Origin of the sequence: Halomonas sp. HAL1, assembly GCF_030544485.1 — a bacterium.
Lineage (GTDB): Bacteria > Pseudomonadota > Gammaproteobacteria > Pseudomonadales > Halomonadaceae > Vreelandella > Vreelandella arctica.
The window spans coordinates 1,698,271-1,723,564 of the sequence record NZ_CP130610.1; the positions used below are offsets into that span (position 1 = coordinate 1,698,271).

The 25,294-nt window shown below is 52.9% G+C and carries 24 protein-coding genes; 15 read left to right on the top strand and 9 right to left on the bottom strand.

Annotation, left to right across the window (positions count from 1 at the left end):
- Position 1: 1 nt before the first annotated feature.
- The 3 genes from Q3Y66_RS08000 to Q3Y66_RS08010 all read right to left on the bottom strand — a co-directional run bounded on the left by Q3Y66_RS08000 (position 2) and on the right by Q3Y66_RS08010 (position 3,344).
- Positions 2-1,609, bottom strand: coding sequence for a carboxyl transferase domain-containing protein (locus tag Q3Y66_RS08000; RefSeq protein ID WP_008956738.1), 1,608 nt, complete (start codon positions 1,607-1,609; stop codon positions 2-4).
- Between the two features lie 10 nt (positions 1,610-1,619).
- Complete coding sequence (locus Q3Y66_RS08005; RefSeq protein ID WP_008956737.1) at positions 1,620-2,789, bottom strand: isovaleryl-CoA dehydrogenase; 1,170 nt, start codon at positions 2,787-2,789, stop codon at positions 1,620-1,622.
- A gap of 87 nt (positions 2,790-2,876) precedes the next feature.
- A complete protein-coding gene (locus Q3Y66_RS08010) occupies positions 2,877-3,344 on the bottom strand; it encodes a MerR family DNA-binding transcriptional regulator (RefSeq protein ID WP_008956736.1) in 468 nt (155 codons plus the stop codon).
- A 351-nt stretch (positions 3,345-3,695) separates the two neighbouring features.
- Between Q3Y66_RS08010 and Q3Y66_RS08015 the strand changes: the two genes are divergently transcribed.
- The 9 genes from Q3Y66_RS08015 (at position 3,696) to Q3Y66_RS08055 (ending at position 12,887) form a co-directional block, all read left to right on the top strand.
- The gene (locus tag Q3Y66_RS08015; RefSeq protein WP_008956735.1) at positions 3,696-4,502 is read left to right on the top strand and encodes an ABC transporter ATP-binding protein; all 807 of its coding nucleotides are present in this window, start codon (positions 3,696-3,698) and stop codon (positions 4,500-4,502) included.
- The gene (locus Q3Y66_RS08020) at positions 4,499-5,242 is read left to right on the top strand and encodes an ABC transporter ATP-binding protein (RefSeq protein WP_008956734.1); all 744 of its coding nucleotides are present in this window, start codon (positions 4,499-4,501) and stop codon (positions 5,240-5,242) included. The genes Q3Y66_RS08015 and Q3Y66_RS08020 overlap by 4 nt, the downstream gene beginning before the upstream one ends.
- Before the next feature lie 168 nt (positions 5,243-5,410).
- Positions 5,411-6,634: an ABC transporter substrate-binding protein gene (locus tag Q3Y66_RS08025; protein WP_008956733.1), complete on the top strand. Its 1,224-nt coding sequence runs from the start codon at positions 5,411-5,413 to the stop codon at positions 6,632-6,634.
- Between the two features lie 90 nt (positions 6,635-6,724).
- Positions 6,725-7,612, top strand: coding sequence for a branched-chain amino acid ABC transporter permease (locus Q3Y66_RS08030; RefSeq protein WP_008956732.1), 888 nt, complete (start codon positions 6,725-6,727; stop codon positions 7,610-7,612).
- Positions 7,613-7,614: 2 nt separating this feature from the next.
- The gene (locus tag Q3Y66_RS08035; protein ID WP_008956731.1) at positions 7,615-8,607 is read left to right on the top strand and encodes a branched-chain amino acid ABC transporter permease; all 993 of its coding nucleotides are present in this window, start codon (positions 7,615-7,617) and stop codon (positions 8,605-8,607) included.
- Between the two features lie 228 nt (positions 8,608-8,835).
- A complete protein-coding gene (locus Q3Y66_RS08040) occupies positions 8,836-9,990 on the top strand; it encodes an acyl-CoA dehydrogenase family protein (RefSeq protein ID WP_008956730.1) in 1,155 nt (384 codons plus the stop codon).
- A gap of 17 nt (positions 9,991-10,007) precedes the next feature.
- Positions 10,008-11,123, top strand: coding sequence for an enoyl-CoA hydratase/isomerase family protein (locus Q3Y66_RS08045; RefSeq protein WP_008956729.1), 1,116 nt, complete (start codon positions 10,008-10,010; stop codon positions 11,121-11,123).
- Positions 11,124-11,158: 35 nt separating this feature from the next.
- Positions 11,159-12,067 carry a 3-hydroxyisobutyrate dehydrogenase gene (mmsB, locus tag Q3Y66_RS08050; RefSeq protein ID WP_274377703.1) on the top strand — a complete coding sequence of 303 codons (909 nt, stop codon included), beginning with the start codon at positions 11,159-11,161 and terminating at the stop codon, positions 12,065-12,067.
- Between the two features lie 193 nt (positions 12,068-12,260).
- Complete coding sequence (locus Q3Y66_RS08055) at positions 12,261-12,887, top strand: glutathione S-transferase family protein (RefSeq protein ID WP_008956727.1); 627 nt, start codon at positions 12,261-12,263, stop codon at positions 12,885-12,887.
- On the opposite strand, the gene Q3Y66_RS08060 is transcribed toward Q3Y66_RS08055, so the two are convergent.
- The 3 genes from Q3Y66_RS08060 to Q3Y66_RS08070 all read right to left on the bottom strand — a co-directional run bounded on the left by Q3Y66_RS08060 (position 12,884) and on the right by Q3Y66_RS08070 (position 16,809).
- A complete protein-coding gene (locus tag Q3Y66_RS08060; RefSeq protein WP_035586281.1) occupies positions 12,884-13,810 on the bottom strand; it encodes a ketopantoate reductase family protein in 927 nt (308 codons plus the stop codon). The two genes, Q3Y66_RS08055 and Q3Y66_RS08060, sit on opposite strands and share 4 nt — an antisense overlap.
- Positions 13,811-15,274: 1,464 nt before the next feature.
- Positions 15,275-15,820 carry an invasion associated locus B family protein gene (locus Q3Y66_RS08065; protein WP_008956723.1) on the bottom strand — a complete coding sequence of 182 codons (546 nt, stop codon included), beginning with the start codon at positions 15,818-15,820 and terminating at the stop codon, positions 15,275-15,277.
- 233 nt (positions 15,821-16,053) lie between these two features.
- Positions 16,054-16,809, bottom strand: a complete 756-nt coding sequence (locus Q3Y66_RS08070) for a phosphatase PAP2 family protein (RefSeq protein ID WP_008956722.1) — start codon at positions 16,807-16,809, stop codon at positions 16,054-16,056.
- Positions 16,810-17,177: 368 nt separating this feature from the next.
- Here Q3Y66_RS08070 and Q3Y66_RS08075 point away from each other — a divergent pair, with 368 nt between their 5' ends.
- The gene (locus Q3Y66_RS08075; protein WP_008956721.1) at positions 17,178-17,930 is read left to right on the top strand and encodes a Crp/Fnr family transcriptional regulator; all 753 of its coding nucleotides are present in this window, start codon (positions 17,178-17,180) and stop codon (positions 17,928-17,930) included.
- A gap of 79 nt (positions 17,931-18,009) precedes the next feature.
- On the opposite strand, the gene Q3Y66_RS08080 is transcribed toward Q3Y66_RS08075, so the two are convergent.
- On the bottom strand, positions 18,010-18,108 hold the full coding sequence (locus Q3Y66_RS08080; protein ID WP_008956720.1) for a hypothetical protein: 99 nt from the start codon (positions 18,106-18,108) through the stop codon (positions 18,010-18,012).
- 92 nt (positions 18,109-18,200) lie between these two features.
- Here Q3Y66_RS08080 and Q3Y66_RS08085 point away from each other — a divergent pair, with 92 nt between their 5' ends.
- From Q3Y66_RS08085 to Q3Y66_RS08100, 4 genes are all read left to right on the top strand, one after another.
- The gene (locus tag Q3Y66_RS08085; protein WP_008956719.1) at positions 18,201-18,827 is read left to right on the top strand and encodes a LysE family translocator; all 627 of its coding nucleotides are present in this window, start codon (positions 18,201-18,203) and stop codon (positions 18,825-18,827) included.
- A 53-nt stretch (positions 18,828-18,880) separates the two neighbouring features.
- Positions 18,881-19,471: an O-methyltransferase gene (locus tag Q3Y66_RS08090; protein ID WP_035586244.1), complete on the top strand. Its 591-nt coding sequence runs from the start codon at positions 18,881-18,883 to the stop codon at positions 19,469-19,471.
- A 108-nt stretch (positions 19,472-19,579) separates the two neighbouring features.
- Positions 19,580-20,104 carry an arsinothricin resistance N-acetyltransferase ArsN1 family B gene (locus tag Q3Y66_RS08095; RefSeq protein WP_008956717.1) on the top strand — a complete coding sequence of 175 codons (525 nt, stop codon included), beginning with the start codon at positions 19,580-19,582 and terminating at the stop codon, positions 20,102-20,104.
- 1,544 nt (positions 20,105-21,648) lie between these two features.
- Entirely contained in the window at positions 21,649-22,554 is a 906-nt protein-coding gene (locus Q3Y66_RS08100; RefSeq protein ID WP_008956714.1) for a PHB depolymerase family esterase, read from the top strand.
- A 300-nt stretch (positions 22,555-22,854) separates the two neighbouring features.
- Here the strand turns inward: Q3Y66_RS08100 and Q3Y66_RS08105 are convergent, their stop codons facing one another.
- Both Q3Y66_RS08105 and Q3Y66_RS08110 read right to left on the bottom strand, forming a co-directional pair.
- Positions 22,855-23,568, bottom strand: a complete 714-nt coding sequence (locus Q3Y66_RS08105) for a Crp/Fnr family transcriptional regulator (RefSeq protein ID WP_008956713.1) — start codon at positions 23,566-23,568, stop codon at positions 22,855-22,857.
- 205 nt (positions 23,569-23,773) lie between these two features.
- Complete coding sequence (locus Q3Y66_RS08110) at positions 23,774-24,496, bottom strand: Crp/Fnr family transcriptional regulator (RefSeq protein WP_008956712.1); 723 nt, start codon at positions 24,494-24,496, stop codon at positions 23,774-23,776.
- Between the two features lie 668 nt (positions 24,497-25,164).
- Between Q3Y66_RS08110 and Q3Y66_RS08115 the strand changes: the two genes are divergently transcribed.
- Positions 25,165-25,293 (top strand): hypothetical protein, encoded by a 129-nt coding sequence (locus Q3Y66_RS08115; protein ID WP_008956711.1) that lies wholly within the window; start codon positions 25,165-25,167, stop codon positions 25,291-25,293.
- Position 25,294 lies beyond the last annotated feature (1 nt).

The following is a 25,294-nucleotide window of genomic DNA, read 5'->3' on the forward strand; positions in this document are numbered from 1 at the left end:
CTTACATCCGGAACACGCCGAAGCGTGTCTCTTCGATTTCGGCATTCATCGCAGCCGCTAAAGAGAGCCCCAGCACATCGCGGGTTTGCAGCGGATCGATCACGCCGTCGTCCCACAAGCGGGCGCTGGCGTAATAGGGATGGCCTTGATGCTCGTACTGCTCGCGGGTGGGCTGCTTGAAGTTTTCTTCTTCCTCTTTGCTCCATTCGCGGCCTTCGCGCTCATGCTGCTCGCGCTTAACCTGGGCCAGTACGCCCGCTGCCTGTTCGCCACCCATGACGGATATGCGTGCGTTGGGCCACATAAACAGCAGGTTAGGATCATAAGCACGGCCACACATACCGTAGTTACCGGCGCCGAAGCTGCCGCCAATCAGTACGGTGTACTTAGGCACCTTGGCGCAGGCCACTGCTGTCACCAGCTTGGCACCGTGCTTGGCAATACCTTCGTGTTCGTACTTGGAGCCGACCATAAAGCCGGTAATGTTCTGGAGGAAGATCAGCGGGATCTTGCGCTGGGCGCATAACTCGATAAAGTGCGCGCCTTTCACCGCACTTTCTGAAAACAGCACGCCGTTATTGGCCACGATGCCTACCGGGTAGCCGTGAATATGCGCAAAGCCAGTGACCAAGGTTTCGCCGTAGTAGCGCTTAAATTCGTCAAAGTCGGAGTCGTCGACGATACGCCCAATCACTTCGCGCACATCGTAGGGCTTTTTAAGATCGGTGCCGACAATGCCATACAGCTCGGAAGGATCGAGTTTGGGGGGGTTAGGTGCCTGCATGGCGAGCTTGCCACGCTTTTGCCAGTTCAGCCGCGATACGCAGGCGCGAGCAAGCTGCAGCGCATGGGCATCGTTTTCCGCGTAGTGATCAGCGACGCCGCTGACCTTGGCGTGAACATCCGCGCCGCCCAGGTCTTCGGCGCTGATGCTTTCACCAGTGGCGGCTTTTACTAGTGGTGGGCCGCCAAGGAAAATCGTGCCCTGCTCTTTAACGATGATGGATTCGTCTGCCATGGCAGGCACGTAGGCGCCGCCCGCGGTGCAGGAACCCATCACCACGGCGATTTGCGGGATGCCTTCCGCCGACATGGTCGCCTGGTTATAAAAGATACGCCCGAAGTGGTCGCGATCAGGGAATACTTCGTCCTGGCGGGGCAGGAAGGCGCCGCCTGAATCGACCAGATAGATGCACGGCAGGCGATGCTTGCGGGCAATCTCCTGAGCGCGAATATGTTTTTTCACCGTGAGCGGGAAGTAAGTGCCACCTTTCACCGTGGCGTCGTTGGCGACAATCACGCACTCGACGCCGGAAACACGACCAATACCGGTGACGACGCCAGCGGCGGGAATCTCGCTATCGTATATGTTGTGAGCCGCCAGGGCGGAAAACTCTAAAAACGGTGAGCCTTCATCGATCAAGTGATCGATGCGGTCGCGGACAAACAGCTTGCCCCGGCTTTCGTGGCGCTCGCGGGCTTTGGCACCGCCACCCTGGGCGACGGCGGCGGTCAGCTCACGCAGTTTATGTACTTCACCGAGCATTGAGGCTTCGTTGGTTTGAAACACATCGCTGCGCGGGTTGATCTGAGTGGAGATGGAGCTCATGACAGGACCCTTACTTACTTTCGGTGAAGAGTTCGCGACCAATCAGCATCCGCCGAATCTCGCTGGTGCCCGCGCCAATTTCATACAGTTTGGCGTCGCGCAGCAGGCGCCCGGTGGGGTACTCGTTGATATAGCCGTTGCCGCCGAGTAGCTGAATGGAGTCCAGCGCTACCTGAGTGGCCTTTTCGGCACAGTAGAGGATCACCCCAGCGGCGTCTTTACGTGAAGTTTGGCCACGATCACAGGCACCCGCTACGGCATATAGATAGGCCCGGCAGGCGTTCAGGGTGGTGTACATATCCGCCACTTTGCCTTGAACCAATTGGAACTCACCAATCGACTGATTGAACTGCTTGCGCTCGTGGATATAGGGCATCACCACATCCATGGCGGCCTGCATAATGCCAATCGGGCCTGCGGCCAATACGGTGCGCTCGTAATCCAAACCACTCATGAGTACGCGCACGCCTTTGCCTTCCCCGCCTAGAATGTTTTCAGCGGGAACGGCGCAGTCCTGGAAGACCAGTTCACAGGTGTTGGAACCGCGCATGCCCAGCTTGTCGAGCTTCTGGGCGGTAGAGAAACCGGGCATACCTTTTTCGATAATAAAGGCGGTAATGCCTTTGGAACCCGCTTCAGGGTCGGTTTTGGCGTATACCACCAATACATCGGCATCCGGACCGTTGGTAATCCACATTTTGTTGCCGTTAAGGATGTAGTGATCGCCATTCTGCTTGGCACGCAGTTGCATCGAGACCACATCAGAGCCTGCGCCGGGTTCCGACATGGCCAAAGCGCCCACGTGATCGCCGCTGATCAGCTTGGGGAGATACTTGGCTTTCTGTTCGGGGGAGGCGTTGATCTTGATCTGGTTAACGCACAGGTTGGAGTGGGCGCCGTAAGAGAGCGCTACCGATGCGCTGGCCCGTGAGATCTCTTCCATGGCGATACAGTGGGCGAGATAGCCCATACCGCTACCGCCATCCTCTTCAGAGACGGTGATGCCGAGCAGACCCATATCACCAAACTTCTTCCACAGATCATTAGGGAACTCGTTATTGCGGTCGATTTCGGCAGCGCGGGGAGCAATCTCGCTGGCCGCAAAGGCGTTGACCTGCTCACGCAGCATGTTCAGCTCGTCATCGAGGCCAAAATTAAGTTCTGAATAGTGTGAAAACATGGTCAATCACCTGTTGCAGATTTTTGTATTAGCTTGTGTTAGCTATTTGTGTCGGCGAGTCGATCTGGCGTTAGTTCGCGCGACGCGTCAATGCATAGTGGCGGAAGAGGGAGCAGACGCTTTGTCGGACGTACCCGTGCGCTCCTCTTCGTTCTGTTTTTCCTGGGGCTCTTTTTCTAGTAGTTCTTCGAGTGCCTGGCGGCAGCGAATCTCAGCACTTTCAAGCTCTAGCTGCACCATGGTGATGTCTTTCATTTGTTGGTCTAGCGCCGCACGGCGTTCGCCTATCTTGCTAAGCATTAGATGCAGCTGTTTTTTGCTGCCGCTGCGGGTTTCGTCCCAAAGCTCGAACAGTTCACGAATCTCTGCCAATGAAAATCCCAGCCGCTTGCCGCGAATGGTAAGTTTCAGCCGCACACGGTCTTTGCTGCTATAAACCCTGGTTTGCCCACGCCGAGAAGGGTGGAGCAACTCCTGATCTTCATAGAAGCGAATGCTACGGGTGGTTAAATCAAACTCGTTGGCTAGTTCACTGATTGAGTAAGTTTTGCTCATGGTGTCGTTCTCTCAAAAGGCATTGTTCTTAAGGACAGTTCCTAAGAATAAGTCCCAAGATATGACACCTATGGAACACTGCCACTGAGGCTAAAACAAGTTTACGTTAACGTAAAGCTATTGTTGTGAGCAGTTTAAAAGCGTTGAAATGGTGTAAGTCACTGATATTTATCTTTTGAACGCAGTTGTTAATTCAGGATAATCTCGTCGATAGACCAAAGTTGTAATTGTATTGCTATACCGACAGTTGCTAGTTTGCACATACACCTTACGTTCAGGTAAGGCAGTCGCAGCCGCTTCTGCCATGTCTGTAAAGATCTAGCACAACAACAATAAGAGGCTTGCCACTCTATGAGTGAAAACGATGTCCTTCAGGGACCTGTCCTCGAAACCCGAGGGCTGACCAAAGAGTTTCGCGGCTTTACTGCCGTGGACGACGTCAATCTTCAGGTACAGGAAGGGCATATTCACGCACTGATTGGCCCAAACGGCGCCGGTAAAACTACCGTTTTCAACTTGTTGACCAAATTTTTGCCGCCTACCCGCGGCGATATTTTGTATCGCGGCAATTCAATCACCAGTAAAAAATCCAACGAAATTGCTCAGTTAGGATTAGTTCGTTCTTTTCAGATATCAGCGGTGTTTGCTCATATGACGGCGCTGGAAAACGTGCGTGTGGCACTGCAGCGCAAACTGGGTACCTCGTTTCACTTTTGGAAATCTGAAAAATCGCTGGATCACCTCAATGAGCGAGCGCTTGAGCTGCTAGAAGAAGTAGGACTGCGGGAATACGCCGACACCCTAACGGTTGAAATGCCCTATGGGCGCAAGCGGGCACTTGAACTTGCGACTACGCTGGCACTGGACCCGACCATGATGCTGCTCGATGAACCCACTCAAGGCATGGGGGCGGAAGATGTAGACCGCATCGTGGCGCTGATCAAACGCGTTTCACAAGGCCGTACGGTATTGATGGTGGAACATAACCTGAGTGTGGTTAGCCGCCTTTGTGACCGTATTACCGTGCTGGCGCGGGGCGCAGTATTGGCCGAGGGAGATTATGAAACTGTCTCCCGTAACCCTCTGGTGCGTGAAGCCTATATGGGCAGCGACGCCGCGGAAGAGGATGGTTCTGAAAAAGAGGGGGCGGCCGTATGAACATCGCTGAAGCCCAAACACCTGTTGAAAACAATCAAAGTCTGGAGATGTTGCGGGTGCAGGATCTACACGCCTTTTATGGCGAGTCGCATATTCTGCACGGGGTCAATTTTGATGTGAAGCGCGGCGAGCTGGTAACGCTGCTGGGCCGCAACGGCGCGGGGCGTAGCACCACGCTGAAATCGATCATGAACATGGTGGGGCGGCGTACCGGCTCAATCGTGATTAACGGTAATGAAACGCTGCACATGAAGCCGCACCATATTCCGCGGCTAGGGGTTGGCTACTGCCCAGAAGAGCGCGGCATTTTTGCCAGTTTAGATGTGCATGAAAATCTCTTGTTGCCGCCAACGGTGCGCTCGGGCGGCATGAGTCTCGATGAAATCTACGCCATGTTCCCCAACCTTTATGAGCGGCGCAGAAGTCAGGGCACACGGCTTTCCGGTGGCGAGCAGCAGATGTTAGCCATGGCGCGCATTCTGCGTACCGGGGCGCGCATGTTGCTGTTGGATGAAATAACCGAAGGGCTCGCGCCCGTGATCGTGCAGAAGCTGGCGGAGGTGCTGGTGAAGCTCAAGGAGCGCGGCATGACGATTGTGCTGGTGGAGCAAAATTTCCGCTTTGCGGCCCCACTGGCGGATCGCCACTTCGTGATGGATCACGGTCAGATTATTGAAGAAATCACCGCTGCACAGTTGCCATCGCGTCGTGAACATCTCAACTCAATGCTGGGGGTATAACGCACCGTTTACAGACCCTTAAATGCTCTTTACGCCAACAGTTTCGCGCTCACAAAAAATAATATCAATCAGCAGCTTGCGGTACGCACTATCACGACAGCCCAACGACTACTCGACCGCGAGTCAACAATTACAAAACAACAAAGGCCTCCGGGCCAGGAGACGAATATGACCTTTTTGAAAAAAACGCTGGCTGCCAGCATCGCCGTTGCAGCAGCTTCAAGCCTTGCTGTGTCTACCGCTCAGGCTGATATGAGCGACGGTGAAGTACGTATTGGCTACCTGGCGGATATGTCCGGCACCTATCGCGACTTGGCAGGCCCAGGCGGCCTGACCGCGATGGAGATGGCGGTGGCCGATTTTGGTGGCAGCGTCAATGGTGCCCCAATCGTGATTTCCAGTGCGGATGACCGTAACAGCGCCGACGTAGGTGCCAATACTGTGCGCGGCTGGATCGATCAGGATAACGTCGATATGGTGGGCGGCCTGGTCGCCTCCTCGGTCTCGATTGCGGTCACCAAAGTGCTGGAAGAGAACAATGGTCTGGGGATCGTTTCCGGCTCTGCGGCATCAAGCATTACCAACGAACACTGCACCCCAAACCATATTCACTGGGTGTACGACACTTATCCACTCGCTAACGGTACCGCCAAAGCGGTCGTTGAGCAGGGCGGCGACAGCTGGTTTATGCTGACCGCCGACTACGCCTTCGGCCATGCGCTTGAAGCCGACGTAACCAAAGTGGTGGAAGAGAGTGGCGGTGAAATCGTAGGCGGCGTACGCCACCCGTTCCCCACGAATGACTTCTCCTCTTACATTCTTCAGGCTCAGGGCTCCGGCGCCAAGATCATTGGTCTGGCCAACGCCGGTGCGGACACCGTCAACGCGATCACCACAGCCAGCCAGTTTGGTTTGACTCAATCCGGTCAGCAACTGGCAGGTTTGTTGATCTTCCTGAATGATGTTCACGCACTGGGCCTGGATGCCACTCAGAACCTGCTACTCACTACCGGCTGGTACTGGGACATGGATGAGCAGTCCCGTGAATGGGCGCAGCGTTACTTCGATGAAGTCGGCCGCATGCCCACCATGGTCCAAGCCGGTATCTACTCCAGCACCATGCACTACCTGAAAGCCGTGGAAGCCGCTGGCACTGATGATCCTGAAACCATCCGCGCTAAAATGGCGGAAGAGCCCATTAACGATTTCTTTGCCCGCAATGGCCGCATTCGTGAAGATGGCCGCATGGTGCATGACATGTACCTTGCCCAGGTGAAAACGCCAGAAGAATCCACCGGTGAGTGGGATCTTTACGAAATCCTCAGCACCATTCCCGCCGAAGAAGCCTACCGCCCGCTGTCTGAAAGCCAGTGCAAGCTGGTGCAGAACTGATTTTCGGACTCGCTAGTAATCGCAAGTGACGTTTAGTACCGGTTGGCGGCAAGTTGCCGCCAACTGTTTGATGGCGAGGAGAGTCGCGTTATGACGATGATATTCGGCGTGCCATTGGCCGTCTTCATGGGGCAGCTCACGCTGGGCCTTGTGAATGGGGCCTTTTACGCACTGCTTAGCCTGGGCCTGGCGGTCATCTTCGGCCTGTTGAAGATCGTCAACTTCGCCCACGGGGCACAATATATGCTGGGGGCTTTCGCCGCGCTGTTGGGCTTTCGTTATCTAGGCATTAATTACTGGCTGGCGCTACTGTTGGTGCCTTTAGTCGTCGGCGCCTTTGGTGTGCTGCTAGAGCGCTTTTTACTCCGCAGAATTGCCCATATAGACCACCTCTATGGGCTACTGCTGACGTTTGGGTTAGCGCTGATTTTTGAAGGCACGCTGGTCAACTTCTTCGGCGTTTCCGGCGCGCGCTACGCAACGCCTGAGATTTTGCAGGGTGGTTTGAATCTCGGTTTTATGTTCCTTCCCACCTATCGTGCCTGGGTGCTGGTCGCTGCGCTGGCAATGTGTCTGTTTACCTGGTTTATGATCGAGCGTACGCGGTTAGGGGCTTACCTGCGTGCGGGTACTGAAAACTCGCAATTGATGCAGGCCTTTGGCGTCAATGTTCCGCTGCTGATCACCCTTACTTACGGGTTTGGGGTGGGCTTGGCCGCATTCGCTGGGGTTTTGGCTGCACCGCTCTATCCGGTATCACCTACCATGGGCTCCAGCCTCCTCATCGTCGTGTTCGCGGTGGTGGTAATCGGCGGCATGGGCTCGATTTTAGGCGCCATTATTACCGGTCTCGCCATGGGCATCATCGAAGGCCTGACCAAGGTGTACTACCCGGAGGCCTCCAATACGGTGATCTTCCTCGTCATGATCCTCGTGCTCATGTTGCGCCCCGTTGGGCTGTTCGGTAAGGAGGCATAGACATGGCAGAATCTCAATCAATAGCGGCCCCGTCTGCAGTGCTGGAACGCCAGAAGCGGGCCAAGTTTCGCCGCAATATGTTCTATCTGGCGCTAATCGTAGTGGGGCTGGTGGCGCCATTTTTGGCCTACCCCGTGTTCTTGATGAAAGTGCTCTGTTTTGCACTGTTCGCCTGCGCCTTTAACCTGCTGCTTGGTTATGCTGGGCTGTTGTCCTTCGGCCATGCGGCTTTCCTGGCTACCGGTGGCTACGTAACGGGTTACCTGTTGGCGAGCTACCCAGGGTTAACGCCTGAATTGGGCATTATCGCTGGTACAGTGCTGGCAACGCTGCTGGGGGTGGTGTTTGGAGTGCTCTCCATTCGTCGACAGGGTATCTATTTTGCCATGGTGACGTTGGCGATCGCCCAACTGGTCTACTTCATGTTTGTGCAGGCGCCGTTTACCGGCGGTGAGGATGGCTTGCACGGCGTTCCCCGCGGCGAACTGTTTGGGTTTATCAGCCTGAGCAGCAATCTAGCAATGTACTACTTCGTATTCGCAATCTTTATCTTTGGCTTCGCGCTTATTCAGCGCACGGTGCACTCGCCGTTTGGCCAAGTGCTGAAAGCGATTCGTGAAAACGAGCCTCGCGCGGTATCGCTGGGCTACAACACCGATGCCTACAAACTGGTGGCGTTCGTTATCTCTGCCGGTTTAGCAGGGCTGGCCGGTTCAACCAAAACCGTGGTCTTCCAGTTGGCTTCGCTGACCGATGCGCACTGGCACATGTCCGGTGAAGTGATTCTAATGACGCTGCTGGGCGGTGTAGGCACCTTGCTTGGTCCCTTGATGGGCGCGGGAATTGTGGTCAGTCTTCAGCATATTTTAGCGCAGTCGCCGCTGGGCAACTGGGTGAGCGTGATTTTGGGCATAATCTTTGTGATCTGTGTTCTCAGCTTCCGCAGCGGGATCATTGGTGAACTGGACAAGATGTACCGCAAAAACTTTAAGTAACACCTTTGCTATCCATAGCACTCTCTCTGTCCCGTACTTATAAGTACTTCCTATTGGGCGCCGGTTGGCGCCCTTTTTTCTATTCGTTTTTCAACGCAAAGATTGAGCGCCTACACCTAAGGTCGCAAGCGCTGGCAGGTTGCTTGTGGACGGGTAAATGGATAAGTTAACGTTAACGTCAATTATAACGACAACAGCAGTGCGCACGCGCATTCGCGGAGATACGCCATGAATTTTGAACTCAACGAAGATCAGGTCGCCTTTGCCGATATGGCACGGGCGTTTGCCCAAAACGAGCTAGAGCCCCATGCGGCTGAGTGGGATCAAACCTCGTTCTTTCCAGTTGATGTGATTCGCAAAGCCGGCGAGCTGGGCTTCTGCTCGTTATATGCCCCAGAAAGCGTAGGCGGGCTGGGGCTTTCCCGGTTAGACGCCAGCATTATTTTCGAGCAGCTCTCCATGGGCTGCACCTCGACTACCGCCTATCTCACTATCCATAACATGGTGACCTGGATGTTAGCGGATTTCGGCACGCCGGATGTAGTTGAGCAGTGGGGCGCAAGGCTGGCCTCGGGCGAGCTGCTTGGCTCCTACTGCTTAACCGAGCCTAACTCAGGTTCCGACGCCGCTTCGCTGAAGACCACCGCCAAGCGCGATGGCGATCACTACGTGCTGAACGGCAGCAAAATGTTTATTTCCGGTGCGGGCAGTACTGATTTTCTAGTCGTGATGGCGCGCACTGGCGGCGAAGGTGCCAAAGGCGTTTCCGCGTTTGCGGTCGATGCCAAGAGCGACGGCATCAGCTACGGGCGCAAAGAAGAGAAAATGGGCTGGAACAGCCAGCCCACCCGCATGATCACTTTTGAAGATGTGCGGGTGCCCGCCAATCATTTGCTCGGTAACGAAGGCGACGGCTTCAAAATTGCCATGAAAGGCCTGGATGGTGGCCGGATCAACATTGCTACTTGCTCGATCGGCACCGCTCAGCAGGCGATTAACAAAGCCCGTGAGTATATGCTGGAGCGTAAGCAGTTCGGCAAGCGCTTAGCCGAGTTTCAGGCGCTGCAGTTTCGCTTAGCCGATATGGTCACTGAGCTGGTCGCCGCGCGGCAGCTGGTGCGTATGGCTGCCACCAAACTAGACGCAGGCCATGCTGACGCCACCACTTATTGTGCCATGGCCAAGCGCTTTGCCACCGATGTGGGCTTCAAGGTGTGTGACGAAGCGCTTCAGCTCTACGGCGGCAACGGCTATATCAAGGAGTACCCCATGGAGCGTTACGTGCGCGATACTCGGGTACACCGGATTCTTGAAGGCACCAACGAAATCATGCGATTGATCATCTCCCGCCGGGTATTGGCGGACGGTGCCACCGAGCTGTAAAAGGATAAGGAATGCCCATGAGCAGCGTACTGTTTACCGAACACCCCACCCAAGACGGGCACATCATCGCCGAGATCAAGCTCAACGCTGAGCGTTCGCTCAATGCCTTAACGCTTGAGATGTGCGAAGCGATGTTGCCGCGCCTTCGCGACTGGGCTACCGACGAGCGAGTGGTGGCAATTTTGCTGGATAGCGCAGGCGAAAAAGCCTTTTGCGCCGGTGGTGATGTCGTCAATCTGTATAAAACGATTACTGGGGATGGGGATCCCAGCTTCCCCGAGCGCTTTTTTGAAACCGAGTATCGGCTCGATTTCCTACTCCACACCTATCCCAAGCCGGTGATCTGCTGGGGCAATGGCATTGTCATGGGCGGCGGCATGGGGCTACTAAGTGCCAGCAGTCACCGGGTAGTGACCGAAACATCGCGGCTGGCCATGCCGGAAGTCACTATTGGACTCTATCCGGATGTGGGCGCCAGTTGGTTCTTGAATCGCCTGCCTAACGGAACCGGGCGCTTTTTAGCCATGACCGGCTGCCAAATTAGCGCGCCGGATGCGGTACACCTTGGTCTGGCCGACCGCTGTATTGCCAGCCACCACCGTGATGCCTTGTTTCAGCAGTTGATCGATGCGCGTTGGGGCAAAGGCGCCAACACCGATGCCAACGGCGTGGTTAACCGCATTATGCGAGAGCTTGAGCAAACATCGCAGCCCGTGTTTGCTGAGCTGGAAGCACCCGTATATCAACACTCTCCGCTGATTCGTGAGTTGATGGACCACGACAGCGTAGAGCAAAGCGTCGCGGCCATTGCAGCGGTGCAAAGTGACAATAAATGGTTTAGCAAAGCCCAGAAAACGCTGGCTCACGGCAGCTCAGTCTCGGTGAAATTGATCGATGAGCAGCTAACGCGCGCCAAACATATGTCGCTGGCGGAAGTGTTCCAATCCGAGATGGCGCTTTCCGTTCAGTGCTGCCGCCACCGCGAGTTCCCCGAGGGCGTGCGCGCCCTACTGGTCGATAAAGATGGCCAACCGGCATGGACTTACCCCGATGTGGCCTCGGTCGAACAGAGCTTTATCGATGAGCTGTTAGCGTCGCCGTGGGATAAGAATCCACTTGCCGATTTAGGCTAAATCGCAGACCAAGATCAAATCCTCATAAACGAATAATAAGGACAACACTCATGACTACCGTCGCGTTTATTGGTTTAGGCAATATGGGTGGCCCGATGGCCGCCAACCTATCGAAAGCGGGTTTTAACGTTCGCGCTTTTGACCTTTCAGAAGACGCACTAGAAACAGCCAAATCCAACGGCTGTGAAGTCGCTTTTTCGGCCCAGGAAGCTGCCACTGGCGCGGATTTTGTCATCTCAATGCTGCCTGCAGGCAAGCATGTGCGCGGACTCTATGTTGAGGGCGATACCCCGCTGTTCGAAGTGATCAAGCAGAGCGCGCTGGTGATCGACTGCTCCACGATTGATGCCGATACCGCCCGCAGCGTAGCCGCCGAAGGCGAGAAGCTGGGCATTGGCTTTGTGGATGCGCCGGTTTCCGGTGGGGTAGGCGGAGCCCAAGCGGGCACGCTGACCTTTATCGTCGGCGGCTCGGATGCTCAGTTCGAACAGGCCAAATTGGTGCTGGACGTGATGGGCAAAAACATCTTCCACGCCGGTGACCATGGTGCGGGGCAGGTGGCCAAAGTCTGCAACAACATGCTGCTATCCATCCTGATGGCGGGCACCTGTGAAGCGATCAACATGGGCGTCAAAAACGGTCTGGATCCCGCGGTGCTTTCGGAAATCATGAAGCAGAGTTCTGGTGGCAACTGGGCGTTGAATGTGTATAACCCCTACCCAGGCGTCATGGAAAATGCACCCGCTTCGAAAAACTACCAAGGCGGCTTCCAGGTAGACCTGATGATCAAGGATCTGGGCCTGGCCATGGATGTCAGCCAGCAAAGCGCCTCTGCGGTGCCCATGGGCTCCGCCGCCCGCTCGCTGTTTACCCTTCATAAAGCCAAGGGCAACGGCAAACTCGACTTCTCAAGCCTGATGCAATTTTATCAGGATAAAGCGTAAAACGAGAGGCGAGAGGAGTGAGGGGGCTCTAGCGCGTGGTAACGAGTAGTGAACGCAGCGAGTAACGAGGCACCCGCGAGAGGGCGGCAAAGCCGCCCCCCCTGCATCGCCTCCAAGCCCGCTCCAACTTGCCACCCAACCCCGCGCGAGGCAAACTCAGCCTCCTCACTCTGCTCAAACAAAAAGGATTGCCATGATTACGCTTTGGGGTCGCAATAACTCCACCAACGTCAAAAAAGTGCTGTGGGTAATGGAAGAGCTGGAACTGCCTTTCGAGCAAATCCAAGCCGGTCTTCAGCACGGGGTAAACAACACACCAGAGTACCTAGCCATGAACCCCACAGGTTTAGTGCCACTACTCAAAGACGACGCCACCAATAGCGTTCTCTGGGAATCTAACGCCATTATTCGCTACCTTGCCGCGCAATATGGCCAGAACAAGCTATGGATTGAAGTCCCCGCCAAGCGCGCACAGATGGAAAAATGGATGGAGTGGGCCAACAGCACACTAACCCCTGCCCATCGCAAGATACTGATGGGCTTTGTCAGAACACCGCCCGAAAAACGCGATAATGCCGCCATCGAAGCAGCGGTGAAGGAGTGCGAAGCGCTATTTGCAATAATGGATAACGCGCTGGCAAACCAGACCTGGTTTTCCGGCGACGCTTTTGGCCTGGGCGATATCTCCATTGCGCCCTTCATTTACAACATGCTCAACAGCGGCCTAACCTGGCAAACCCACCCCAACCTAGAGCGGTGGTACCAACAGCTTACTGAGCTGCCCAGCTTCCAGAAGGTTGTGATGATCCCTGTGACTTAACGGTTAAAGCTCGCTTCTAACGCTGCTATCTTATTATCGAGCGCCTGCAACTCCTTACACGCCAACCTATGGCGCTGGGCGCTCTCAATCAACGGCCCCAAAATAGCCCCACGTTCGGTGGGGCGTTTAGCCTCCACATCCTGCAGCATGGATGCTTTATTGTTCGCGGTGTTCTCAATGACTTGCCAAACCAATGCCAGCCAACCATCCTCACCCTGGCGGTTATTTGGCGGCTGAATGTCCTCAGTTAACATAATCGCCGCAACTTCTTTCACCACTGCCACAACACGGTCCGCATACGCTTCACCGCGTAATTCACCGTTATGCACATTATTTAACGCCACCAACGGATTAATCGCTGCATTCACGGCCAGCTTCTGCCATAACCGCTGACGAATATCTTCCACCTTAGTCGCGGCGAGACCCGCCTGGGTCAGTGTCTGCGCTAGTGTTTCTGCCAACTCACCGTGTTGATTATTCAAATCGCCAACAAAGGTATGCCCGCGTCCTGCATGCACAACGCCATCATCACCCGTTAAATAAGCGCCTTCGGTGGTTGTCGCGCAAAGCACTGGCCCCGGCCAAGCTTGGGTAATGCGCGGCTGCGCCAAAAAACCGTTTTGCCACAGCACGAGCGGCGTGGAAGGGTGGACAATGCTGGCAAGGCTTTCAAGCGCCGCCTCAGCAGCCATGGCTTTGGTGGTGATATGCACAAAGGCAGGCGGTTCATTTGCTTCAGAAGCCAATGGGGCAACAGTGAGCACATTTAGACGTTGTACACGCTGCTCGCCTTCAGGCGTGGTAAGCGTTTGCTGTTCAGGCAGCGTTCTGCGACCGATTAGCTTGGTGGTCACAAGAGGTGAAAGAGAATGGGCCAATAGGCGGCCAATGGCACCAGGGCCGAGTATCCAGTGGGAAGCCATCATTGAGTACGCTACTCCGCAGTGGTGTTGTCACCCAGCATACCGTGTTCACTAATGCTGGGTAAGATGACAAAGGCCAGTAGAGCCCTTTACTATACTGTGGTCTCGCAAAAAGGGAGGCGTATTACTCAAGCTAAATGTTTGAAGTATTACAAGGCGTTGGCAACTTGAGCTCTCTAGTAAACACCGTGAAATTATAATATTTATGTAATTTCAGACAATCGGACAGAGACCGTCTATGGTTTTCACCTATATAGGTAAACGTGAATGTCTGGTGCTGTGAGGTATTCTTTTCTAAAAGCGTGCCTGCATTAAAAATGAAAGGCTAAAGCGGAAAGTGGCAGTTTAAAATTGCTATAGATGATGAAGTTATTGGTTTATTAACATCGGTGCCTAGACAACATTGCATTTTCGATATTAGGCTTGGCAGGGCACCGTAGTCCTTGATTAGCTAGGCATTGATTAATTCCCTAGCACATTGGTCTCGCTTTTCTTTGATGATTTTGCAGCTTTCTTTTCTTTTGCAGTTAAAAGTGGTTTCTTCTTGGTATTTTTTTTACTGTCTTGTCCTTTGCTCATAATATTTACCTTTATTAATCCACAGTTTGACCAAAATTAAGCTGCATAAAGCCAGCTTTTGAGAATAGATATTAGCGCACAAATCGTCACTGCGCATTGTTATATAATGATGACCCTAATAAAAATAAATGAAAGAAATTGTTGAACCTGACAGGTGCCTAGCTACATCAGTAATGCTGATCTCTAAAATCCTATTCTGCGCATAAAAAGCTTGGAGATAAAATGCTTCCATTGATAAGTAGGTTGTTGATTTTATTAATAATCACGTTTTTTAACAGCCAAACGCTGTTGGCTCTCAAAAAAAATAGCGCATGAGTCTCAGAGCTTTTACATGAGCATGGGCATGCGCAGTGCGACCGATTAGCGTGGTAAGCAGTTTCGCTTAAACCAGTGTCCACTCTTGCTGGGTAAGATCAGTTTTACCTGAATTCGTGAATCGGTTTACTAATGCTACTAACTTATAGCGTTGACGTTGCGCATCGGCACGTTTACACCAGTGAGTTTGGCTCCTGCGTTTCCTTTCGTTCAGCCCTTAAAAACTATAGGCCGAGAATCGGGTCGGTCAATCCTGCTTGATCAGCGAGTACCTTGATCAACGTGCAGCGAACTGGGTCGGGTATGCGTGGGTCATTAATGGTTTCTGTCATCGTTGCCTTCACCCTGTGTGCCCATTGCATGTCGGGCACGCCGAGCGCGTCGGCACCAATACCAATCCGAGTAGGCCGAAAACAGGGAAGCGATACAAGGGGAGATCTAGCGGACGGCTTTCTTCGATCAGCTCGGGTTTACCATCTGCATCAAGGACCACATATCTGCCTAGGATGACATCGGCGGGGTAGAATTGCCGGCCCTTGTCGGCCGGCTTTGTCGGGGAAGGCCCTAAGATCAACGAGCGATGCGGGTACTGGCGTCGGTAAAGCCGGTCAGCGAAATATCCAGATCCAGGCGTTCACCGCGTGGATCAATCATGCTGAGGGTTGCTGTGCTGCCACTGCGGAGTTGCTGCAACATCGCTGGTTCAATGGGGACGTCAGCACGGCAGCCTTGCTCTTGGCAGACCTGATAGGGGAACTGGATTGGCTCACCGTTATCCACACTCAATTGCAAGCCTGCTGCCAGACGTACCCCCAGCGGCACGAAGAAGCTCATCACCGGGTCATCGATCTGAGGCGGGTAGTCGAGAATTACCTGCATCAAGGGCTGGTCGCTGTCAGGTTGCGTAACCAATTGCGCCATCGCACACGGAGTCGGGCCCTCGGCATTACGCTGGCAGCGGACTTCCCAATCCTGGAACGATTCGGTGGTGACATCATTACCGGCAGCCGCTCCCGGCTGTTGTTGGCTGAAGGCGTTGGGAGACAACGCTAAGAGCGATAATAGCCCTATCTTGCATAAGTTTTGAGTCAGGTTTTGAGTCAGATTGTGCGGCATTGGCGTAACCTCCTGTTGGTTCGCTGATGGTGAATAATCATACTCACCATGCCTGTTTGTTCGCTTGAGGTCGAGCCCCTTAGGTTAACAGAGCTAGGTTAACAGAGCGTGGCTGGGCGGTTACTTTCCTCTCCACTCAGTCTCCTGTTCTTAGTCGGCTGTATGGCGACTATCGTTTTCCCCACGCCACTGGACAATACTCATTGGTGTTGCCCAGCGCTACTTTAGCCACGTTATTCAGTGTCCGAGCTGCTAACTTCTGTCTCTACTTGGCCGCGTCGCTGCATCCAGCGCATCACGATCCAGCACAGCGCTGCCCAGCTCGCCCCAGCCGTCCAGCCGGCAAGCACATCAGTCGGCCAATGCACTCCGAGATAGACGCGGCTTATGCCTACCAGCAGGGTCAGTAATATTGCCAGAATCAAAAGGTATGCCTTCAGCCTCAGCGCGGGCTGCACGCGGGTGAGTAGCGCGGCCAGGGTGAGGTAGGTCACGGCAGACATCATTGAGTGGCCGCTGGGAAAGCTTGCGGTGTAGACCATGGCTTCATGAGGCACGAGATCCGGACGAGGGCGATCAAACCCCATCTTCATCACGGTGCTAAGGAGTATGCCGCCCGGCACTGCGATCGAGGCAAAGAGGGCCGCGCGATAGCGTCTGGCGAGTAACAGGTAGCCCAGGGCGCCCAGAGTGATAAGTACCAGTACGCCAACACCGCCAAGCGCGGTAAAGTCCCGCCCCATTTCCTCGACCCAGCCTGGCCCGATTGGGTCGCTAAGATCGGCGGGGTTGCGAAGGGCGAGTAGCAGGCTCTCATCGACGCTCTGGGTGTCCCCCTCAGTGACTTCGTCGGCCAGCGCGACGAACCCCCAAACCCCGCCGGAAAGTACCGCGACGCATAGCAGCATCGCTAGTTCGTAGCGGCCGAGCCGAGCCAGCAAGGAGAAGCTATGGTGTCCAGCTTGTCTAATTTTTTCATGGCGCTTCATTTGCAACTCCTTTGCTTTGATAAGTGATTCGCAACGTCTATTCTGACGCTCTTATGGTGTCAGTGTTATCAATAGCGCAGAAAACCACTTACTTCTAAAGCAGGATGACGTTTTACCAGGGGGCCGTTTAGCAAGATAGTCAGACATTGACGCCGAAGGTCTTGCGACAATGCGGGGGCTGACCTGATGACGCTGCCTGAAATATTGTCGAAACGACGTTGACGTGTGGCATTCTGGAGCCGGATCATCCCTGTAGTATTCATGCAACCATTTGATAATATGTATAATTCATAACCTACGTTAGGTTGGTAAAGTAGGCAAATGTTTTAGAATAACGCTAATAAACCATTTGCCTGAGGGGTAACAGAGTGTCTCTCATCGATACAGAAGTGATGCGGGGCCTTAGTACTCAAGGCGCGCTGTCTCCAGAAGACAAAGCGCTATTGCTGGGCCTTGAGCTCAGCCCTAGGTACATGTCGGCTAACGAGGTGCTCTGGCAGGAAAGCGAGGATGCTGATCTGTTCTGCGTGGTCAAGGAGGGCTGGGCATACTCCTATCGCAACTTAAAAAATGGTTCAAAGCAGGTCCTCAAGTTCTATCTCCCTGGCGATATCATCGGTATTCGCGATTTTGGTTTCACTCGCCGACTGGCAAGTGCGGCAATGATTAATAAAGGTGTGATCTGTCCGTTCTCATATCAGCAGCTTTTTGAACTTTTTGGGCGTTCGAACCTAGCCGCCGGCATCGTGGCCACAGCAACACGCCAGCAGGCGCAACTCTCCGAGCGGCTGATTTACCTCGGCAAGTATTCAGCCCACGAGCAGCTGGCACACTTTCTCTACGAAATCTATCTGCGACTCAAACGGATCGAGGCCGTCAAGGATAATAGCTTCTTCATGCCGCTCACTCAGGAACTGATTAGCGACGCGCTGGGGATGAGCCCGGTTCACGTGAGCCGGACTTTCTCAATGCTGCGTGAGGAGGGGTTGGTGATCCGAAACCGTCAGCACGTGAAGTTACCCGACCCCGAAGCGCTGGCGCGGTTAGTCGAATTCAATGATAGCTATATCGATGAACTCTTACCTCCCTCATTTAATGAACTTCTAAAAGCTAGCTTATAAAGCGCCGGTTGCCTCTATTGGCTGATAACAGCCCCCACCAAAGTCCCCCAGCTTCCATGAGGATCTGGTTTTATTATAGCTATTGCTCTTCCTCCATCACTTCCTCGACCCATTCCACCCACGTTTCGGTAAGGCGTTGGCCAAGCCGCAGCGTAAGGTAATGGTTAAAAGTCTGCATGACAGATAGAGCTATTAAGCTTTGAACAGGGCACTCCTATCGACATGGGTCTTATGCTAACTTAGCATTAACAGCCTGTGAGGTAGTTTTCCATGTCTATTGAAATCTGGTTCGCCTTTGCCCTTGCGTCGGTGGCGTTGCTTGCCATCCCTGGGCCAACGATTTTGACCGTGGTCAGCTACTCCATTGCCCAAGGCAGGCGCGCCAATATTCCCCTAGTTGTTGCAGTGGCGTTGGGTGACTCAACGGCGCTGCTCTTTTCACTGCTTGGCCTGGGAGCGGTGTTAGCCACCTCGGCCTTTTGGTTCACCGTGATTAAATGGATCGGCGGTTTATACCTGCTTTATATGGGCATAAAGCTGTTGCGTGCCGGTATATCGTCGGTGCAGTCGGTAACACCGGCGGTATCAGGTTCGCGCTGGAAGCTCTTCACTAACACCTATCTCGTTACTGCGCTTAACCCGAAGGGCATTATCTTCTTCGTCGCCTTTTTGCCGCAATTCGTCAGCCCGAACGCCAATGCTGGGCAACAACTGTGGATACTTGCGATCACGTTTGTGGCGTTGGCAACGCTTAATGCCACTCTCTACGCCGTATTCGCAACGTCGGTGCGCAAGATGCTGGCATCGCGTCGCGCCCAGCGTCGCTTCAACTTGGTTGGCGGAACGTTACTCTCTTCAGCGGGTGTCTGGGCGCTGCTTGCCAAGCGGCCTGTGTAAGCAAAGGGCGGTAAATTTGATGATGAAAATGCTGTGCCTAGCGGGAGGCAACTGTGAGTGAAACTCTTCAAGAATTGCTAATGGAAGTTGAGCGATTTGGCCAACAAAACGATGCTGCCATTTCTGAACGCCCAAGACGAATGCTCAATATCACCCGTGATACGGGGGAGTTTCTATCGGTACTTGTTCAAGCAACCAACGCGCAACGAGTGTTGGAAATTGGCACTTCCAACGGGTACTCCACCTTGTGGCTGGCCCAGGCGGCACAGATGATTGGAGGGCACGTCACCACCGTTGAACTTTCCGAATTCAAGCTTGCGATGGCCGCGAGGAATTTTGAGCGCTCAGGCCTCTCTAAGGTCATCACTCAGCATCGAGGGGAGGCGGGTGGTCTTCTTGAAAGCATAGACGATGCCTGTTTCGATCTGGTCTTTTTAGACTCAAAACGCTCTGATTATGTGCAATGGTGGCCTAATATCCAGCGAGTTTTACGCAAAGGTGGGCTTCTTGTGGTGGATAACGCCACCTCCCATACAGATGAAATGGCTCCTTTCATGGTGCAGGTATCGGCAGATCCCAATTTCACCACATGCACCGTCCCCGTTGGTAATGGTGAGTTTCTGGCGACGCGGTGTGGTAGTTAACGGGCAACTCTTATCATAGCTAAAAAGCACTCTAGCTGGTCATTAAAGAGGAGGCTGTATTTTATTTATCAATGAACGTAAATCATCAAAACATAAGTGGAATAAACCATGATCAGAGATGCCGTAAAGGGTGATTCGGAAGGCATAGCGCACATTTATAATTACTACATTGAAAATACCGCTATTTCATTTGAAGAAACGCCAGTATCGGGTACCGATATCGAGCGCAGAATCGAGAATGTTCAAATGGCCGGTTTACCCTGGATGGTGGCAGTGGAAGATTATGCTGTGGTGGGCTATGCCTACGCGACTAAATGGAAAGAGAGGAGCGCCTATCGATTTTCAGCCGAGGTCAGTGTCTACCTTTCCAACCAGGTGCAGGGTAGGGGCTTGGGTGCATCGTTGTATGAAACACTCTTTTCTAAGCTCAAAGAAGGCGGGATTAATACGGTGATTGGCGGCATTACGCTACCCAACCCAGCCAGTGTCGCACTGCATGAAAAAATGGGTATGAAGAAAGTGGCACATTTTGAAAATGTTGGGTTTAAGTTCAATCAGTGGCAAGACGTTGGGTACTGGCAGTTAAGCTTGGGGGAAAGGTCAGGAGCTGAGCAAGCGGTATCCAGTCGATGATAGCGACGCGAGTTTGCTCGGTAATTTCGAACGGGACAGGTCGGTGTGTCTTTTGCTGCATCACCATGGCTCGTGGAGATATGCGCGTACCATGGGCTATATCCCGTACTTGTCAATTGACGAGGTCGCAGCCCTTAATTTGCTATCGATGATTAAATTGAAGAGGGCAATGTCTCTCGTCTTTTTTGCAAGTTGTAGCTGTACACGGATGGCCCAGATATCTCGAAGACGCAGAGGTGCCTTCTGCCCAACCAATTTGCTTTATTCCAAGGTACAAAGGAGATTTCAGTCGCTGAGGACGCATTTCTCGCTAACGAGAAACGCCTGGACAAGCTCACTAAACTCAAAGTCGATTAGGAGGCTAAGGGCTTAATCATGGCTCTGCCGCGCTTGTAAAAGCTGGTAGGGCTCCTTAGTAGGTGTATCTTAGGCGTTACCCGATTAATTCCAGGTGTTGGCATAATGAGTGAGGATATTTTGATCTGCCTTGCTGGCCGTAAATGGTGCCAATACGGCTGAGCTCTGTAATCGCCAACTAGTTTTCGGGTTTTCACACAGCCTCGCCCTTTATTGGGCACATTACGCTACTTTGTCATGTTGTAAATTTAAAAAAATGGCCTTTGGCTAGTAGCAATAATTAACCACTAAAAAATCACAGTAATGGAAGAGTTCCTTTTCATTGGGTGAGTTCTCAGAGTAGTTAATTTAAGTGACCTTGATTTTTGATAATTCTTTGCCGCTATGTGCGTAAGCGCACGGTGAGTGCTTTCTGTAGGCGTCATCCTAAGAGAGAGTTTGGCAAAGGAAATGCCTAAACAAGGATGTTGCGCTATGCGCTGTAAGGATTCAGCGCCCCTTTCTCATAGTAATAATAGTATTCCATTCTTCGTCCTGCTGTTGTCCTTGGCATTAGGTATCGTCACCTGACATTGTTTTTGACGAATAATCTCTACTCTCGCCCCGGCAGATGCTAACAGCATGGCCCATCAACTTTCATTACTAATGATGAGTAACCATATCTGTAGTGCTGCGATGGGCATTTACGAGCAATGGTTCGAGTAAGAGCACCGAGATGAGGGAGGGGGCAACTCCTTCTCCATGGCATGAAGGCTTAGCATTAAAGTGATCCGCGGTAAGGAAAATGTCATGAAAATCATTTTTATGCTAACGCTTGGAACGATAGCCTTGCTTTTGGCTTTCACCGCCCAGGATTCGCTTAGTGCGAGAATCTTCCTTGCTACGGTGGGTCTTGTGTTATTCGCGGTGGCGCTGAGTCCGAGATCTGCTCAGGGTGAAGAGAAGGCATCCAGACCCTGAATCCAAGCTAATCAATGTGCGCTATTTCAGCGATCGATCTGAAGTGGCAGGGCCCTTGGAGGGCATCCTAGCAATCACATAGATACCTATACATTGTTGTTCAGCTGCAATCGAAGAGAAGGGTTCAGCTTAAAATTCAGAAAGAACTACCCAGAATAAGGCTTTCCAGAGCGGTCTTTCTTTGCGGGTAGCATTATGAGCCAAACTAAACTGGCAAAGGAGGTTTTATGACGACATCTTCAGATACCCACAATCGTCTGACCGCGTTAAAAAAATTCGGAACTGACCCTGGGTCGTTGCATGCAGACACCTATATCCCGAAGAATTTTCAGAAGAATGGGCCACTCGTCGTCGTTCTACACGGCAGCACCCAGTCGGCTGAGAGCTATAATCACGGATCAGGCTGGTCAACTCTCGCCGATGAATGCGGGATAGCGCTTCTGTATCCGGAGCAGAGGAAAACCAATAACGCTCTTAGCAGCTTCAATTGGTTCAAGACTGGCGACACCCGCCGTGGCGGAGGCGAACCACTCTCTATTCGTCATATGATCAATCAGGTCGTTGAGGATCACTGTATCGACCCAACACGTGTGTACATCACGGGGTTGTCCTCGGGTGGGGCAATGGCATCTGTGATGCTGGCGACCTATCCAGAGGTATTCGCGGGAGGTGCGATCATCGCTGGACTACCCTACCGCAGCGCGGACACTCTGATGCAAGCGATGGTTCGCATGAAAGGATATGGCGGCCCTTCGGATAGCAAGCTCGACTCGCTTGTGCGTGGAGCGTCGACATTTGACGGCCCTTGGCCAACAATTTCGGTCTGGCATGGTGGCAGCGATTCGACTGTAGACAATGCCAACGCTGATTCTATCGTTCGACAGTGGCAGAAGATTCACGAGGTCGAAGGGCCACCGACCCGAGTTGAGCAGGTAGATGGTTTTCCCCGACAGGTCTGGTGCAACGCGGACAGGCGGGAGGTGATCGAGGAATACATCATCGGCAAGATGGGGCACGGTACGCCGATCATGGCTGAGGGGGAAGACGGCCTCGGGGAAGAAGGCAAGTATATGCTGGAAGTCGGTATTTCTTCGACCCGCCATATAGCGCATTTCTGGGATCTTACTGCGTAAGGTAGCGGTGGCCGGTTGGTTCTTTCCACCATCGCTTAGACACTCAAGATAGTGCCAACGTACAACGCTCTGCTCGAATGGCTCAGATAATGTAAAGCTTCGTCTAAGGCGCTTGCTCTGCATTATCTGAGCATTTTTCATTTGTCAGCACTTATAGTGTGAGGTCTACATTTTGCTCACACGTAACTATTCGTCCTTTCTCTTCCAACCGAGACATCCGTCTGAACGAATATGTAGTCGGTTCATGTTGCTGGATAAAAGGGCTTGGGAGAGAGGTCAGAGCGCTACTTCTCTTTTCTTTTACAATGACTTCATTACTCTGGCATATAGTGCGCAATCTTCGGTGTAGCACTCGCAGGCCGTCTCAATCAGGCCCGGTCGGTCAAGCACGACGATTGCGCCACGGTGATAACGAATTAAGCTACGGGCCTGAAGGGCGGACGCTGCCAGCGTAATCCCGGCACGCCGGACACCGAGCATCATGGCGAGAAACTCATGGGTCAGCTGCAATTGAGCAGAGTTAGCGCGATCCTCCGTCATCAGCAGCCAGCGGGCGAGCCGGGCTTCAATCTGATGAAAGTGGTTACAGGCCACTGATTTCGCTAGCTGATTCATCACCACATAGAGGTACTTATTTAACCGTTGATGCAGCACAGGGCCCTTCTCAAGTAGCCACTGGAAGCGGGCAGCGCTGATACGCAAGGCGGTCCCCGAGCCCTGAACCAATGCAAGGAGGGGCGCCTCATTGATAGCTAGCACCAGCGAGGTGCCCAGCATACCTTCTCGGCCTGCCATCGCGACTTCAAGCCGGATGCCACCATTGATGACTGCAGTGAGTGAATTAAAACTATCGATGGGGAAGTAAACGTGGGTGATCGTATCGCCGGGCTGGAATAACACTTTGCCAAAGGCAAGTTCCACGGTTTCACAGTCAGCCATCAAGGCATACCGCTCAACGTCTGGTAGCGACGCAAGTAGCTGATTGGTGTTAGGAGTGTGCAAAAAATAAGACATGCGCCTCTCCGGTCATAAGAACCTGGCATCGGCACAATGAAGGTAATAATCATTTCAATGTCGGCTGCAAAACCATCATTAGAAAAACTTCTAACGTTAGTTTTACATAATAACATTGGATACTTCACGCGTCGGCTCGCTAGCGTACACAACGCGCTAATACATTTTTGCGGTTAGACTTGTTGCCTTGATTTAGGGGCTTAAATTACGTTGTTACGTTCTCGTGGCTCAGCAGGCGGTCGTACTCTTCCTTGACGACCGCATAGCATTCACAGACACGCTCTTCTAGCCCAGCCCGGTCTATTACAGTGATACATCCACGACTATAGGAGATCAAACCGGATTTCTGAAGTTTACCCGCCGACTCAGACACCCCTTCGCGACGAACACCGAGCATATTGGAGATCAATTCCTGAGTCATGTTTAATGTCTTGCCAGGTAACCGATCAATGCTGAGCAGCAGCCAGCGACATAGCTGCTGATCGAGGCTGTGATGACGATTGCATACCGCCGTCTGTGCCATCTGCGTTAGCAAGGCTTGGGTGTAGCGCAGCAGCAACCGTTGCATCGGACCAGCGCGGTAGAATTCGTTTTTGAGCAAGTTACCCTTAAGACGATAAGCGTGCCCGGCACTCTGTACGACCGCTCGGTTGGGTGTAGTCTCACCGCCCATAAAGAGCGACACGCCTACAATGCCTTCATGGCCTACAACGGCAATCTCTGTTGAAGCACCGTTCTCCATTACATAAAGCAATGAAACAATGGAATCAACCGGAAAGTAGACATGGCTCATCAGCTCTCCGGACTCCCCCAGCGATTGGCCCAATGTCAGCGTCACCTTTTCGAGATCAGGCAATAGGCGATTCAGTTCTTCTTCCGGCAGTCGGCTAAGCAACGCGTTTTGTTGAAAATCACGCGGTTCAAGCATTGAATACCCCTCTCTCATTATCTCAAGCGTCATGCAGTCTTGTTTAAACTAGCACTGGGGAGCATGTGTTATAGGTATTTTTATACGGTGATGTACGCCGATTCACATACACGTAGATAAGTATAGAATATCGGGAGCACAGGACTGTATGCTAACGCACATAAAGTTTTCGGACAGGTAGAGGAGCCGTCAGTGACCGCTGGAAAGCGTTCACGCTGGGTGAATTTCTCACGCTGTGTGCGCCAACGCATGGTTATGTGGTTATTTACCCGTTAGTTTCATTCTTAGAGCTTCGATGGATTTGCCTATACAACAGGTTGTTGCACTATGCGCTGCAAGGAGCAAGCGGCGCCGCTAACGTAAGATCTTCCAGTTCGACCTCGCAAGGAACGCGCCGCTACTCTTATTAAATCCTCTTGTTTTTTCTGAGTGTTATATAGTTGCATTTTAAATTATGCGATACGTACGGTAGCGCGCAGAGCTGAAGCATGTGGCTCCCTTAATGTTGGTAAACGACGGTAATTTTCTCGAACCTGACACATATATGTCTCATTGGGTCTTATGAGTTATGGTCGATCATTGGTGCGCTCAGCAAGCCTTTAGCTCAGGTCTTCAAGATTGTCGATGGGCAAACACTAAAGACGGCTAGCAGCCCGGCCCAACGAGCCATGGAAGAGAACCGCGCTGTCGGGCTCGCCATGGATTGCATTCTGATTCGCCAAGATGGTAGTCAGTTAGAGATAGAGGACTCAGCAGCGCCCATCCATGATCGTAATGGCGATCTCAGGGGGCGGTGAT

Excerpts from the sequence above, each read along its gene's own strand:
- Q3Y66_RS08000 (WP_008956738.1), bottom strand. The coding sequence starts at position 1,609 with ATGAGCTCCATCTCCACTCAGATCAACCCGCGCAGCGATGTGTTTCAA.
- Q3Y66_RS08005 (WP_008956737.1), bottom strand. The coding sequence starts at position 2,789 with ATGTTTTCACACTATTCAGAACTTAATTTTGGCCTCGATGACGAGCTG.
- Q3Y66_RS08010 (WP_008956736.1), bottom strand. The coding sequence starts at position 3,344 with ATGAGCAAAACTTACTCAATCAGTGAACTAGCCAACGAGTTTGATTTA.
- Q3Y66_RS08015 (WP_008956735.1), top strand. The coding sequence starts at position 3,696 with ATGAGTGAAAACGATGTCCTTCAGGGACCTGTCCTCGAAACCCGAGGG.
- Q3Y66_RS08020 (WP_008956734.1), top strand. The coding sequence starts at position 4,499 with ATGAACATCGCTGAAGCCCAAACACCTGTTGAAAACAATCAAAGTCTG.
- Q3Y66_RS08025 (WP_008956733.1), top strand. The coding sequence starts at position 5,411 with ATGACCTTTTTGAAAAAAACGCTGGCTGCCAGCATCGCCGTTGCAGCA.
- Q3Y66_RS08030 (WP_008956732.1), top strand. The coding sequence starts at position 6,725 with ATGACGATGATATTCGGCGTGCCATTGGCCGTCTTCATGGGGCAGCTC.
- Q3Y66_RS08035 (WP_008956731.1), top strand. The coding sequence starts at position 7,615 with ATGGCAGAATCTCAATCAATAGCGGCCCCGTCTGCAGTGCTGGAACGC.
- Q3Y66_RS08040 (WP_008956730.1), top strand. The coding sequence starts at position 8,836 with ATGAATTTTGAACTCAACGAAGATCAGGTCGCCTTTGCCGATATGGCA.
- Q3Y66_RS08045 (WP_008956729.1), top strand. The coding sequence starts at position 10,008 with ATGAGCAGCGTACTGTTTACCGAACACCCCACCCAAGACGGGCACATC.
- Q3Y66_RS08055 (WP_008956727.1), top strand. The coding sequence starts at position 12,261 with ATGATTACGCTTTGGGGTCGCAATAACTCCACCAACGTCAAAAAAGTG.
- Q3Y66_RS08060 (WP_035586281.1), bottom strand. The coding sequence starts at position 13,810 with ATGGCTTCCCACTGGATACTCGGCCCTGGTGCCATTGGCCGCCTATTG.
- Q3Y66_RS08065 (WP_008956723.1), bottom strand. The coding sequence starts at position 15,820 with ATGCCGCACAATCTGACTCAAAACCTGACTCAAAACTTATGCAAGATA.
- Q3Y66_RS08070 (WP_008956722.1), bottom strand. The coding sequence starts at position 16,809 with ATGAAGCGCCATGAAAAAATTAGACAAGCTGGACACCATAGCTTCTCC.
- Q3Y66_RS08080 (WP_008956720.1), bottom strand. The coding sequence starts at position 18,108 with ATGCAGACTTTTAACCATTACCTTACGCTGCGGCTTGGCCAACGCCTT.
- Q3Y66_RS08085 (WP_008956719.1), top strand. The coding sequence starts at position 18,201 with ATGTCTATTGAAATCTGGTTCGCCTTTGCCCTTGCGTCGGTGGCGTTG.
- Q3Y66_RS08095 (WP_008956717.1), top strand. The coding sequence starts at position 19,580 with ATGATCAGAGATGCCGTAAAGGGTGATTCGGAAGGCATAGCGCACATT.
- Q3Y66_RS08100 (WP_008956714.1), top strand. The coding sequence starts at position 21,649 with ATGACGACATCTTCAGATACCCACAATCGTCTGACCGCGTTAAAAAAA.
- Q3Y66_RS08105 (WP_008956713.1), bottom strand. The coding sequence starts at position 23,568 with ATGTCTTATTTTTTGCACACTCCTAACACCAATCAGCTACTTGCGTCG.
- Q3Y66_RS08110 (WP_008956712.1), bottom strand. The coding sequence starts at position 24,496 with ATGCTTGAACCGCGTGATTTTCAACAAAACGCGTTGCTTAGCCGACTG.
- Q3Y66_RS08115 (WP_008956711.1), top strand. The coding sequence starts at position 25,165 with ATGGAAGAGAACCGCGCTGTCGGGCTCGCCATGGATTGCATTCTGATT.